7 protein-coding genes are annotated in these 15,090 nt (G+C 42.1%); all 7 read right to left on the bottom strand.

Translation table 11 applies throughout. The features are described 5' to 3' along the window. Positions 1-30 precede the first annotated feature (30 nt). Positions 31-1,932, bottom strand: coding sequence for a RagB/SusD family nutrient uptake outer membrane protein (locus LPH68_RS10880; protein ID WP_004309631.1), 1,902 nt, complete (start codon positions 1,930-1,932; stop codon positions 31-33). A 14-nt stretch (positions 1,933-1,946) separates the two neighbouring features. Further along, the gene (locus LPH68_RS10885) at positions 1,947-5,090 is read right to left on the bottom strand and encodes a TonB-dependent receptor (protein ID WP_009039785.1); all 3,144 of its coding nucleotides are present in this window, start codon (positions 5,088-5,090) and stop codon (positions 1,947-1,949) included. A 119-nt stretch (positions 5,091-5,209) separates the two neighbouring features. Further along, positions 5,210-6,943, bottom strand: coding sequence for a glycoside hydrolase family 43 protein (locus LPH68_RS10890; RefSeq protein ID WP_151923096.1), 1,734 nt, complete (start codon positions 6,941-6,943; stop codon positions 5,210-5,212). 217 nt (positions 6,944-7,160) lie between these two features. Continuing rightward, positions 7,161-8,492, bottom strand: coding sequence for a glycoside hydrolase family 43 protein (locus LPH68_RS10895; protein ID WP_121960095.1), 1,332 nt, complete (start codon positions 8,490-8,492; stop codon positions 7,161-7,163). 19 nt (positions 8,493-8,511) lie between these two features. Then, complete coding sequence (locus tag LPH68_RS10900; RefSeq protein WP_117683174.1) at positions 8,512-10,488, bottom strand: glycoside hydrolase family 97 protein; 1,977 nt, start codon at positions 10,486-10,488, stop codon at positions 8,512-8,514. A gap of 20 nt (positions 10,489-10,508) precedes the next feature. After that, positions 10,509-12,953, bottom strand: coding sequence for a TIM-barrel domain-containing protein (locus LPH68_RS10905; protein WP_151923095.1), 2,445 nt, complete (start codon positions 12,951-12,953; stop codon positions 10,509-10,511). Positions 12,954-12,978: 25 nt separating this feature from the next. Next, entirely contained in the window at positions 12,979-14,706 is a 1,728-nt protein-coding gene (locus LPH68_RS10910; protein WP_151923094.1) for a glycoside hydrolase family 43 protein, read from the bottom strand. Between the last annotated feature and the right edge of the window lie 384 nt (positions 14,707-15,090).

Here is a 15,090-nt window from a genome sequence, read left to right on the forward strand (position 1 = left end):
ATATTCTATTTCGTTTAATAAGTCACTTGTTTACCATCCCGGATTCTGATAGAACTCCGGATACAAGGTCACGTCAGACAATTTCAGAGGCAACCAGTAATGCTTCTCCGTGAAATTACGCGTCACGATTACCCGATATGTATAGCCGCTTACAGCTGTTTCCTGAGGGTTCTCGGCAAGGTCGCCTACCCGTTGGAAATCGACAGCAGTCTTTTCGGTATAAGGTTTCTTGTCGATAAGCAACCAGCGACGCAAGTCAGTGAAACGGTGTCCTTCGTATGCAAGTTCTACCGCACGTTCGCGGCGAATCTCACTGTTGAACAGATCGATTGAACCGGTATATTTGGCATTGACACCTTCTACTCTCGCACGTTTGCGGATGGTGTTGACTGCGGCCAGTGCCGTAAGTGTACAGTTGGTTGACTTTCCTGTAGACGAGCCGGTAGCATTTGCCGCAGCTTCAGCATACATCAGATAAATGTCTGCCAGACGCATATAGCTGCAATAGATATGCATCTGCGGACTCCATCCCCAGCCATCATCCCATTTATTGGCTGTCACCGGAATAAACTTGCCAAGCAGGAATCCGGTACGGCTTCCGAACTGGTCGTCACGGGCGTTTCCGCCTGTGTAGAGGGATGCAACGGCTAAGTCACCGACCTCCTCCGAATCTTTTTTTGCATCAGATACCATAGGCGAACCGTCGAAGCGAATATCATGATAGAAACGTGGGTCGCGTCCTTTCCAAGGATGAGTCTTGTCCCACTTGGATTCCTGGTCGTCGAGCGGCAATCCATTTGCCATACCGTAATAGTGTACATAGTTGGCTGTGGGCGAGAGTTGCGGATTGTTATCTTTCTTATAGCTGGCAGGCACAAACTGAAGAGCTAAACCAAAAGTTGAGTTTTGCCAGCCATCTGCCACCAATCCTCTGAACAATGCTTCTGTAGAACCCGGCATTTGGGCATTCTTTCCGTATGTGTAGAAGAGGTCGGAATAGTCCTCAAAGTCCACCAAGCTATATTGCGTCTGTCGGTTCTCTACCAGCGTAAGCAACTCCCCGAACGCTTCGGCAGCCTTCCGGCAATATTCCTGATTGTAGGATTCGCTTCCTGTGGACACCTTGTTCATCAACGGACTTCCTGCCCACAGGTAGTTTTTACCTAAATAGCCCAGTGCCATGATTTTGTTGATGCGCAGTTGGTTGTATCCTTTCGTGCTCGGGCTGATAGATGTCTTGTCCCAATCAATAGGCAGCAGATCGGCAGCCATCCGGAAATCATCGGCAGCCTTGTCGGCACATTCGTGATAGCTGAGTCGCGGCTCGTTGAATGTTTCGTTGGGAGGCAACACCTTATCTATATAAGGCAATCCGCCGAAATATTGTATCAGCATGAAATGAAACCACCCGCGGAAGAAATAAAGCTGTCCGGCAATGGCGTTCTTCTGTTCCTGCGTTGCATCGGTAAGCAGGTCCAGATTTGCTAATCCCGTATTACATTTACGGATTCCGTACCAAGAAGCGGGCCACAAGTCGCGGTTCCATCTGAATCCGTCGTTCGGAGTAGTAAAGTCCAGATTCAGAGTTTTGCAATCCATAAATCCGGCCCCCCAGCCGTCGTGTTCAGCCTGCCACCCCCAAAAGTCGCCTTGGTCCACTTTATAGCCCATGTGATAATTGCAGTCTACACCAATCACTTCGTCTTCACCCCAGTTCCAAGAGTTTGACCAGTATTGTTTGGCCATGTCGGGAATACAAGCATAAAGCTCTTCTACAAATCCCTGAAAATTGTGGAAGTCCTTAAAGGCATTTTCCGGAGTGACATCCGATTCGGGTGCCTTGTCCAGATAGTCGGTACACGAAGCAGTCGTACCCGTCAATCCGAGACTCAAACAAGCCATTACAGCATATTTTATAATGTATTTTTTCATAATTCGATGATGTTTTAAAGGTCAAATTTAATACCCAGATTGAAACGACGTACAGTAGGATAAGCACCTTGCGAAGCCAATCCCGTACCTGCAAAGTTCGATTCGCGGTCATCCGGCATACGCGACCATACCCAAAGGTTGTTTCCGTTCAGGAATATTTTAAATCTGTTCAATCCAATTTTCTTTACCCAAGGTTGTGTAAAAGTGTAAGCCACTTCAGCATTCTTCAGACGAATAAACGAACCGTCGTAATGGAAGCGAGTACCTTCATAATAACTCGGAGTAGAATTGATACGAGGCATGGGAGCATCTGCATCAAAACGATCTTTCGACCAGAATACTCCTTCGTCGAATACAGTATTCACGTTATTGTGCAAGGAAGTAAAACCCACATAACGGTTGACGTTGGTCACTCCATAGAACTGTACAAAGCAGCTGAATCCCTTGTAATCGAATCCGATAGTAGCGTTGTACGTATTTTCGGGAGTACCCGTATAGCCGTAAGGAGCGCTGTCGTTGGCATCTATCACGCCATCACCATTATAGTCCATAGTGATATACTGTCCGGGCAATTTCTGATCGTTCATCGTATTGTGTGTAGGCATGGCGAATACTTCGTCCCACGTGTTGGCAAATCCTGCCGTAAGATGAGCGTGGTCTTGTCCGATGGCAAATCCTTCCGACTTCTGGTATGCGGGACGCAACACAGGGTCATCGTATTTGAGAATCTTGTTTTCAGCATGAGTCATATTGAAGTTACCCCACAGACGAAGACCGTTGTTCAATGTTTTATTTACACGAAGTTCCAATTCGTATCCTTTCGTACGCACGCGTCCTAAGTTGGCAGCCGGGGCGGAAATTCCTAAATAACCGGGAGTGGCACGTTTGTCGCCGGCTACAAGAATGTCCGAACGCTTGTCATAGAAAAATTCCAAACTACCGGCAAGCAAACCATCGAAGAAAGCGTAATCAACACCGATATTCTGCTTCAAAGCTGTTTCCCAATGTACATCGGGATTACCTACCGTAGCTTCCTTGTACCAAGTGTAAGGAGACTCGGTTCGATTGTTCAAACCGTGGAAAGACTTACCTCCGTAAGCCCACTGTGTAGCATATAGAAAACGAATACCAAGATTATCGTCACCTACCTCACCGATAGAATAACGTACTTTCAACATATCTACCCACTTACGAAGAGGCTTGAAGAATTTTTCTTCGCTTATCATCCAGCCCAACGCACCTGAGTTAAACAACTCGAAACGATAGTCGGGACTAAACTTCTCGGAACCGTTGTATGCACCGTTGTATTCCAAGAAATAACGGTTGCCATAACTATAAGTGGCGCGGAACGCCCAGTCTTCACGATAGTGAGGGAATTCGCTACCAGTGCTTCGTTCGGTACGGTTGAACACTCCCATGGCGCTGACATCGTGGTCACCGAACTTGCCGCTCCATGACAATTGTCCTTGATAAAAAAGATTGCGTTGAGTAGACCAGTCCCGCACAGCACCACCTGCTGTAGACCACAAGATACCTTCCTGAAAATCGAGTCCGGTTTTAGAGTCGGTTTGCGCGTTGCTATAATGCACCTCGCCTGTTTCCGGATCTATCCATTTGGTCTGCGTCCCGTGATTCAAGTCATTGACACCACGACCGGCTTCCACAAACACGTTGTCCCACGAAATCATGGCACTTGCACGTAATCCTTTTACGAGGAAACTCAAATCCTGTTCCAATACAAAGTCAGTATTGACGCGGGTAGTAGTAAGCATTTCATAGCCTGCATTGGCGAGATTCAACACAGAGTTCGGCGCACCTTGCGAATTGGGCTTGTAGTATCCCCACGTACCGTCGGAATAACGGGGCAAGAAAGCGTCTGACGGAGAACTGTAGGCAGCCTGCCACAACTGCGAGGCACCAAATGAATCGTCGGCAACTCCCCACGGTGATTTCTTCACACCGTAAGAACCGAAAATATTGGCTTTCAATACGGTAGTTTTGGTAATCTTGAAGTCCAAATTACTACGTGCATTAATACGGTTGAATCCGTAACCTGCCTGATAACCACGGTTATTGTCCCATTCGCGGAACAAGTCACCTTCATGCAGAAAGTCTACCGCAGCGAAATATTTGACGTGGCGTGTACCACCCGACAGGTTGATGCTCGGATTGTATGACATGGCATAATCTTTGAAAAGCTCTTTCTGCCAGTCAACGTTCGGATAACGTTCGGCCTCTTCCAAATTAGCAGGATGGCGATATTTGTCAATCGTCTCCATCGGCAATATTTTATTCCAAGAAGCAGGATTCAAGCCTAACTCATATTCGGCAGCCTGATTACGCACATACAACGCATCCGCCGACTCCATTCTTCCCGGCAGAGCAGAAACCACTTTAGCCGTCATGTTCATACTTACGTCAATCTTGGCCCGACCTTCGTTACCGCGCTTAGTGGTTACAAGAATGACACCATTGGCACCCTTCACACCATAAACAGCAGTTGCCGACGCATCCTTCAATACAGATATAGACTGTACAGAACTCATGTCCACACTGCTCATCGGACGTTCGATACCGTCCACAAGGATAAGCGGTTCGCTATTATTCCACGAGCTAACGCTACGAATTACAATTTTCGGGTCTTCGTCACCCGGCATACCAGTAGAGGCAGAAGTCACCACACCCGGCAAATTACCCGTCAATGCCGCACCCACATTCGACACACCACCTGCACGCTGTAATGTCTCACCAGTGGTTTGTGCAATAGCACCTACCACAGACGCTTTCTTTTGTTGTCCGTAACCCACCACAACCACTTCTTCCAGTTGCTTGGTGTCATCTTCCAATGTTACTTTAATAAGACCTTTAGAAACCACTTTTACTTCCTGCGGTTTCATTCCTACATACGAAACAATAAGGACAGACTTCTCACCGGGCACAGTCAATACAAAATTGCCATCTATATCTGTGATTGTACCTATTGAACTATTACCTTTTAAAGTTACTGAGGCTCCAATGATTGTCTCACCATTACTGTCAAGAACCGTTCCCCTCACCGTTATCCCTTTCTGTGCTGATGCTGTTACAAAACTAAACAACATAAGGAGAAACAGGTAAGGAATTTTTTGAATTTTCTTCGTTACATTTTTCATTACCATTAGTTTAAGATGTTAATTAACTACATTGTTTTCTAATCATCATTCTTTTTTAATTGCATTAGCTATCATTATAAATATCACCCATAGTTGCTAGTATTAGATTTATATAAAAAAAATAATTATTTGCAAGTAGCGTATAATCCAATTGTAGTACCGGTAAATCCACCAGCCGTTGTAGTAGAGAGATAACTGGAATCTACATCTTTACAAAGCAGTTTCCAGTTTTTTTCACCATCAATAGAATAATAGAAGTCGTAACCAATTCCTTGAGATACTAATTTCAAATATACCTCATTTGTATCTGCGTCTATTTCATCTGAAGCCAATGTCTGTTCCTTTTCACCGATTTGTTTCAGAGAAATATTTTTATTCTCACCCACTTTATTCAAGCAGAAGAAATATTGATGCGCCTCATCTTTAAACAATAACATTCCGGCTGTTTCCTTATCGTTAGAAGGATTGAACAACATACGGGTAGCACATTCAAATTTATGATGTTGTAACCGACGACAGACAAATGCCGGAGTTTTCTTTTCCGTAGCGCTAATATCTGCACACTTCAAGGTCAGGTATCCGGGCGTTTCCGTCAATGAATATAAATCGGAAGCAGAAGCTCTTAAAGTCATCCATGGCATATCAAGTACAGGAGAATCAAAGTTCGCTATTAACTCGAAATTACCATAAGTAACTGTCGTATCGCGTTTCGCACCTTCACGTTTTACAATCATAGGTACTAAATCATCTCCTTGTGTCATGTACGGGAATCCGTCTTCACTCCATTTCACCGGCATCATAAATGTTTCACGTCCCAAATTCTCAAACTGATTATTAATAGGGCGACAAGCCAGAAAAACAGCCCACCAATCTCTCTCTTTTGTTTGAATCAGGTCTGCATGACCAGCACAGGTTACCGAATTAGGACGGTCAGAATTCAAATGTCTTTGCGTCAGAATCGGATTGTTTTTCCATGGAAGAAACTTACCCATCGGAGAATCACCACGGAAAATCACTTCCGAATGCCAGTTTCCCGTTCCACCTTCGGCGGACATCAAGAAGTACTTTCCATTTATCTTATATAAATGAGGACCTTCTATCCAAATTGGTTTGTCTGCCGGTTGAGCTCCTTTGTTTACAAGAATTTTACGGGGACCGATCGTCTTATCTGTTTTCACATCAAACTCTTGTATGCGTATAGTACGGTGTCCGCTATATTCAGGTTTATTATCCGGAGCCTCATCATTATTAACAATATATGCCTTACCATCTTCATCAAAAAAGAAAGAAGGATCAATACCTCCGACCTCCGGCAACATGATGGGTTCCGACCATTCACCAAACGGGTCTTGCGTCTTAACAAAGAAATTTCCGGCTCCGACATTGGTTGTTACCATATAATATGTCTTGTTATACGGATTATAAGAAATAGCCGGAGCAAAAATACCGCCACTCACTTTCTGTCCTTCCATATTCACTAATTGCGAAGCACGGTTCAACACATGCCCTATCTGTTTCCAATTCACCAAGTCTTTGCTGTGAAAAATAGGAATACCGGGGAAATAAGTGAATGTAGATGTTACTAGGAAATAATCACCTTCTCCATTTGTACAAACACTAGGATCAGAATACCATCCCGGCAAAATAGGATTATAGAAATAGTCTTCACCTGACAGAGGATTGGAAATATAAAAATCATCATTTCCCTTATAAGAAAAATAATCAAAGAGGGCCACAGATTTTCCAATAGCCGGTAATTGTTGTTCCTTCTTTGAGCTACATGACATCATTGTTATCCCCAGCATAAATATGGAGAGCCAGACGATTGACATTAATTGTATTACCTGTGTATTCTTCATAATACTTCTTATTTTCTTTATAATCAAATATGAATTACTGATCTTTTCTGCAAAGATATGCCAGTTCATAAAACTACAAACATAATTATGTTACGGGCTTCTTTTCCTAAATAACATCTTCATTTTCAATGTTACATCTATCTTTTCCCTTGTAGCACACCCAAACAATTGCACTGATTATAAACACATTACAATCTTATTTTTTTTTGAATAAAAGCTATTCAAATTCCCAATAATCCAGATTGAAAAGTTTGTTTCCTTTCTCTCCTTTAAAGCAGAAATAAAGATCATGTACACCCTTTGCATTCTTTATCCGACATGACATCTGTTTATATATATCCAGTCCTCCTGTCGGTGATATACTGACACTACCTATTACCGGCCCTTCAGTGCTATCCAGACGAATTTCTATCATTCCGCCTTTTTCAACACAAGCTGCGCTTACACTGAATTTCTTTGCTCCTTTCTTGCCAAAGTCGACACCACGCACACACAGATATTCATTATTATCGATATCGGTTATATACAAACCACCATTCTCATGATTTCCAGTTTTAAGACCATATCCCCAAGCCATCGTTTCAGCTTCCACTCTACGGTAAGGATTAAAGTTTTCAATCTGTTCCAGTTTCGTCTCCTGCCAATAAGGAACTTCCTGAATAGTTCCATCCGGATTATAATGCATTTTTGCAACAGACGTGGAACGACGTTCCTTATGATCCAATGTTTCCAAATGAAGCAAATCATAATTTAGGCCAAATACATAAGAGCTACCTTTATAATCGATAATTCCAGGATGATTTCCTCTACTCCGCTCTGTTGGACGCATAATATATCCTTTTGTACTCCATGGTCCGGTAGCTTTTTCGCTCATAGCATAGCCAATCCCTTCCGGACAACAAGTTGAAGCGAAAGCCATGTAATAATGCCCGTTCCGTTTATACACCCACGGACCTTCCTGGTAATGTTCCGGTTTATTTTCCACTTGTACAATTTCCCCCGAATATGAAATCATATCCTCATTCAGTTTCACATAATAAACATTCGGATTGCCCCAATACATATACGCTTGTCCGTCATCATCAATAAATACGGTCGGGTCAATGTCGTACCAATGCTCCTTCTGCCAAACCAACGGTTTGTTCAAAGGGTCTTTAAAAGGGCCGTAAGGAGAGTCGGATACCAATACGCCAATACCATTACCGTGAATCGGACAATACATATAAAATTTGCCATTACGTTCGATGACTTGTTCTGCCCAGGCACCGTTATCACGTTTCACCCAATCAAAACTCTTCAGAGAAGCGACCGCTCCATGATCAGTCCAATTCACCATATCGGTGGAAGTATAAAGTAACCAGTCCAACATTTTGAATCCTTCGGCATCATCCTCATCATGAGTTGTATAAAGGAAAACGGTATCATTATATACCATCGGAGCCGGATCGGCGGTATATTTTGTCTGGATAATAGGATTTTGTGCCACTCCCGAAGTGACGGCAGTCATTGCCAACAGGAGTAATACACCCCAAAAATTCAAGTTTTTCATATTCTATCTGTCTAAACAGTTATTTGGTTATTAATACTCCACCATTGCAAGGAATAGTCAATTGCAATTCTTGTTTCTTTCCTATTCCTATTTGTTTCACACCGCCCTGCAATACCTTATCATCACTAAATAGTCTCACCTTTTCCCCATTGGAGAACATCGGCAAATTAACTTTAAGTTTCAGTGTTTCCTTCTGCGCATTTACTCCGGCAATATACCATTTGTCTCCATGACGACGGGCGAGAATAACGTATTTACCAGGATAACCGTCAATGAAACGTACCTCATCCCAAGTCGTTGGAACCTCTTTCATAAAATCAATAGCCCATGCAGGAGCATCGGTCAGATTATTCGGTGCCAAAGCAAAATGCTGTACCGGACTCTGAAATAGAACCGCCGTAGCCAGTGCGTAGACATCTGATGTTACCCGCCGGCTTCCCCGTGGAGCATTATCCGCATTATAATATTTGTTCAATGCACTACCTCCAAAATCCATGCTACCCACAGTATTACGAATAAACGGGTGCAAGGTAGCATTAAAGGCCTCATTATCACAGCTGCCTTGAGAGAAATGAAGATTTTCACTAGCCAATACAGCCTCACTCGATGCGAAGTTAGGATACATACGTTCCCAGCCACGAGGCAAAGTACATCCATGGAAAATAACTAAAAGACCGTACTCGTTTGCATCCGACAAGATATCCTCATACAACTGCATAGTCATTTGCTTGTCACCTCCGAAAAAGTCAACTTTTATTCCACGAATACCAATGCTTTGCATCCATTTCATCTCCTTACGTCTGGCTATCGCATTATCCATAATACCTCTCGGAGTTTGCGGAGCATCATTCCAATACCCATTCGAATTATACCACAAATAAAGAGCTACCCCTTTGTCCTTCCCATATTTAGCCAATTCTTCAATTTTATCACGTCCTATTTGTTTATCCCACAAGGCATCCACTAACACAGATTGATACCCCATTGCTGCCGAAAAATCAATATACCGGAGTTGCTCTTTATAATTAGTACTTCCATCCATACCGATAATCCAGCTCCATGAACCCCGTCCATACGTATACTCTCCTTTTGCCGGATAAAGCGGTTTTACAACATCAAAAGGAACCGTTGTCTCCACTATTGGAGCCAAAGTCTTGCCCACAGTAATAGTACGCCAAGGCGTCTCGCCCGGTAATGCTATCCCTGGAGAAACCGTACCATTCCCATTTGCTTCACCTTCTTGCGGAAATCCGATTGTATACGTTCCTCCTTTGTGTCCCAACAGACGGCTCGCACAATATCCACCATTTACTCCCGTTTCGGAAACAAGCACCCAACCATTATCTCCATTACGGAACAGACAGGGAAATGTATATCCTTCTCCCCAGCCATTTTTCCCTGCGACATCATCTGCCGTATAAGACGTCTCATAACTTGGAGAAGTACGGGCAAATCCTCCCATCGGTTTACTTTGCGGACAAAGGAAAGTGGTGGTTCCGTCAGGAAACACAAATCCCGTAGCTTCTTGCTTAACCACGCAACTTAGTGTCTCACCTTGCGGATATATCTTATATTTAAAAGCAACATCGTTATTACTTATGCGGAATATAACATCATAAATTGTTTTCCCTTGTTGCGTAAACGAAAATACAGCTTCATTTGCCACATAACGAACCTTGCTCTGCTTAATAGAAGCTAACTCGTATGTTTCATCTATTTTATTTGTTGAAACATTCTTCTCCAGCGACATCCCCGATGAGAAATCTCCTATATTTGCAATCATCCCCAATGGAGATGGTTTCAAAAAGAGAACATTGTCATAACTAACAGAATAAGAAGGTCTTCCATCCACATCTGAGAGTGTTACTACCAGCTTCCCATCAGGACTTGTTATCTGTTTATTTTCTGCACTTGCAACGCTACTCCCCAATAGCATAGCCATTACTATAAAAAACTTCACCATATTTCTATTTTTTAGATTCTTCTCTGTTGGCATAATCACACATTCTATTACAATCAAAACCTTACAGAAATTGCCTTCCCATTATAATCGACGTTTTTTTGAGTCCCGTCCTGAAGAGTTACAGCAAACTTACGGTTCTTCAACATTCCCTCATACGCACCTTTTCTTGCCCCTATCGTCAATTTACGAGATGCATTATTCCAAGAGATTGGAATTTCCGTATAAGCTCCTTTTTCGTAATTGTAATTATCAAATTCATCTTCATATAAAATGAAGTTTCCATTCGCACCCGCATATACCTTCAATTCAAGATGATCCCACGGTTTTTCAGTGGCATACTGAACTTGTGGACCAACAGGAATGATACTACCCGCTTTTACATACAATGGAATAACATCAAGTGTAGTCTCTTTGGTAATTTCCTTTCCGCCTTCATGTTTCTCGTTTGTCCAGAAGTCATACCATAGCGTTCCTGCCGGTAAGTATATGTTAGTAGATTTCGTTTCCATGAAATCCACAGCAGCGTCAGTTTTTGTTTTTTTCGCTCCATCTCTGTTCCATCCTTCTTCTTCGGAGACTTTTACCACAGCTTCCGGTGTATATTGTGCATGAGTAATCGGAGCCACAAGGATCGATTTTCCAAACATATATTCGTCATTGATATCCCACACCTTTCTGTCATCTACAAAATCCATCATCAAAGCGCGCATAAAACTCGATTGACGATTGCTTACCTCCCAAGAAGTAGAATAAATATAAGGCAACAGAGAGTAACGTAAACCTATCATCTTCTCGATAGCATCATATACAGGCTCGCCTTTCTTTCCGAACTTATAGATTTCCCTATAAACATCCGTCCCGTGCGAACGCATCATCGGATTGAACGTTCCAAACTGCAACCAACGCACATAAAGCTCCTGATACAATGGATTTTTTGAAGCACTATCATCATTCCAGCTTTTATTATAATGTCCTGCAAAAAAGCCACCAATATCACTATTCCAGTGAGGCATACCACACAAAGAAAAGTTTAATCCGGCAGGAATCTGATTTCTAAAACTCTCCCATGTGGAAGCGACATCACCACTCCATACATTTGCACCATAACGTTGCTGCCCCAAGAATCCGGAACGGGTTAAAATAAACACGCGTTTGTCCGAAGTCACTGCACGCTGATGGTCGTAAACCCCTCCGACAGTCATCAACGGATAAGCATTGCGCACCTTACGGAACGAGCCCAGATAGGTTTTGGTATCCATATCCTCCGGCTTCCAATCCAGATGATCGGGTTCGGTAGAGTCCATCCACCAGGCATCCATTCCCAGCTTGAAAATTCCATCATTCAGATATTTCCAATAAATATCACGTGCTTCGGGATTGTAAGCATCATACACCCTTACACCGGAAGGATATTCCATGTTGGGGGGCCATGACTCCAATCCCGATTGCGGCCAGGTAGTGAAGTTAAACAACATACCTTTTTTGTCCAATTCTCTATAAGGTTTGGTCATCGGTCCGAATGACGACCAGATAGATATAGCCATGTGTGCGTTCATCGCATGGACATCCTCCATCATCTTTTGAGGATTATTGAAAGTCGGATTCTGAAAATCCATCGCATTCCACAAATAGTTATGCCCCCAATATTGCCAATCCTGAATAATACCATCCAAAGGAATACCCAATTCACGATATTTACGAACAACGTCTACCACTTCCTCCTGGCTTTTATATCTTTCTTTACTTTGCCAGTAACCATAAGTCCATAAAGGAAACATCGGTGCTTGCCCGGTCAAGCTGCGTACTTGTGCTATTACACCATCGGCATCCTTCCCATACATGAAATAATAGTCTACACAATCACCTACTTCAGAACGAAAAGATGTTTCAACTTCGTTGTCCGTAAAAAGAGTCGGCGAATAGTTATCCCAAAACACACCATATCCTTTGGTGGACTGGAAGAATGGCGACACATCTTCAACATTTCCCTGTATCAGATTTTTGGTCATGTTCCGCTGAATCATCTTTCCATTTTGCAATTGTCCCAAACCATAAATAGCTTCCTCCTTATCTAATACAAAAGGTTGATAAACCTGATAAGTTTTTGTCCCGGCATCATCGAAATCGATAAACTGCATACCGGATTTCTCTGCCAATAATACTTTGCCATCCTTTGAGAAATAAGAAACAATTCCCGTCCCGGTGTCCACACTGACACTTAGTTCACTGGTATTCAATACAATCTTATTATCTTTTATATCAGCTTTGAAACTTACCTTTTCAGGTTTTGCAATTACAGAAAGACTCTCTTTTTCATAGGCAACACCTTCCGGAGACTTTATTATCCTCGCCACAGCAGGCGCAAAAAATTGTACTTCTATATCCACTGCATTCACTGTGGTCTTGATACCCGACGATGTTTTCTGATAATTTTGTGCGAATAAAACATTTGTACTGAAGCATAAACATATACCCCAAAATAGATGATGTATTTTCATAATTATAGAATAATAAGGTTTCTAATTAATTACCAACAGATGTTGCATACAGTCCAATCATTGCTCCTGTAAAGCCACCAGCCTCATTAGTAGAAAGAATATCGCCGGAAACGGTTCCTCCTAAATTCATAAATACCTTTCCATCAATCGAATAATTAAAACGATAATCATCTCCATTGGCTGTTACTTGCAGTGTCACAGGTTTCTCTGTTTCTATTTTCATCTCACCCAGGACACTCGCTTGTCCTTTTTCGGTTCTTTGCAGTATCAGGTAATAGTCTTTTCCCTTTTTAGTGATACCGAAAACATAGTGATATCTTTCATTTTGATAACATGTTATACCGGCAAAATCTTTCTCATTTTTTGGTTTGTACTCCATGGTTGCTGCCGCGGTAAATTGATTATGCTGTTGACGGTAGAACAAAGTAGAAGTAGGTTTCACTTCATTGATATTTGAGGTAAAAGGGATGATCCGCAACCCTTTATCGGTCATCTCAACGAATTCTTCACGAGGACCTCTAAGACCGATCCATCTAAAATCTAATGTCTTATCGGAGAAATCATCCTTAAAGACAAAGTTGCCACTAGGCAAATAACCGTTTTTTCCTGTTTGGTTCTCTACTCCCGAAGGCATCTTCAATGTAGGTTTCATAGGGATAAGCCCATTCTCGAAAACAGGAAATGTTCCGCTCCAGTCCACCGGAAGAATAAAAGTTTCGCGTCCGGTATTCACTCTGTTCTTCTCATTGGGGCGTATTCCTAAAAATACACCATAATATTTTCCGTCGGGTCCCTCCACTAAGTCTGCATGACCAGCCCAGTCTACTTTATCCGCCCGATTTGCAGGAAAATAACGTTGAGTTAAAATAGGATTATTATTTGACGGAAGATAAGGTCCTTTCGGATGATCACTTACAAAAATGACTTCGCTATGCCAGCCTCCGGTTCCTCCTTCCGCACACATTAAATAATAACGTCCATCTTTCTTATAGATATGAGGAGCTTCAATCCATATCGGCTTTTCTTCTATATTGACGCCACCGTTTACGATGATCCGGTCCGTTCCCGGAACCACTTTATCATTCTCCACATCATAATCCCATATTTTTATAACACGGTGTCCCGAGTAACGCTCGTTTGCTTTAGCAGGAGCATCATTATGTACCACGTATGCCTTGCCATTATCATCAAAGAAAAGAGAAGGATCAATGCCTTCAAATTGAAGTTTGATCGGATCACTCCAGCCATTCTCCGGATTCTTTGTCTTTACCACCATATTTCCAAAGCCACCGGAAAATTGAGTGGTTATCATATAAAACGTATCATTATTGGGATTATATCTTATAGCAGGAGCATATACACCAGCACTAATACCACAATCTTCAACCTTTAATTGTGACGTTCTGTCCAGCACATGGCCGATTTGTTTCCAGTTGACCAGATCATTAGAATGGAAAATAGGTACCCCGGGAAACATAGCAAAAGATGAGCACACTAAATAATAATCATTCCCTTTCCGCGTTATACTCGGATCGGGATAGCAACCCTGCAAAATAGGATTATAGAACTCACCCGGCTTTAAAGGATTGTTTTGATAAATAGCATCCTCCCCCTGATAAATAAATTGCGTAAAGACAGGAGCATTTTTCGTTATTTTACCCTTGCCACTCACCTCCATATTAAAAAACAACATAATAAATACGACAAGCCCCACGGATTGCCAGCCCGACAAAATCAATTTTAATGTTCTCATATTATCACTTTTTATTTTCTATAATTTCCTGTTCCATAGTAGTGTTTGCAAATGTATCGATTCGGTTTTATCATATATGTACAATCATGATACAGGCATCTATATACAGGTTACATTTATCACAGACATGTAACATGATTCTTTTCTGATGTAACAAAAAGCCCCAAAACAGAAAAATGGTAAGATAAATGACTACATTACCTATTATTTCAACACTTTTATCCCCCATCATGTAAAAGACTGAATATCAAGCATTAGCAAATATTCATTTTCCTTTAAAAGAAAGCCCCCGTTGGTTTAAAAGAAACTCTAAGTTTGCAGTTAATAGATAAGAGGTCGGAAATTTATTTTAAAAAAGTCAAGCGAGACGAATAATTACCTCCG

Origin of the sequence: Bacteroides sp. 1_1_30, assembly GCF_020982715.1 — a bacterium.
Taxonomy (GTDB): Bacteria; Bacteroidota; Bacteroidia; order Bacteroidales; family Bacteroidaceae; genus Bacteroides; species Bacteroides xylanisolvens.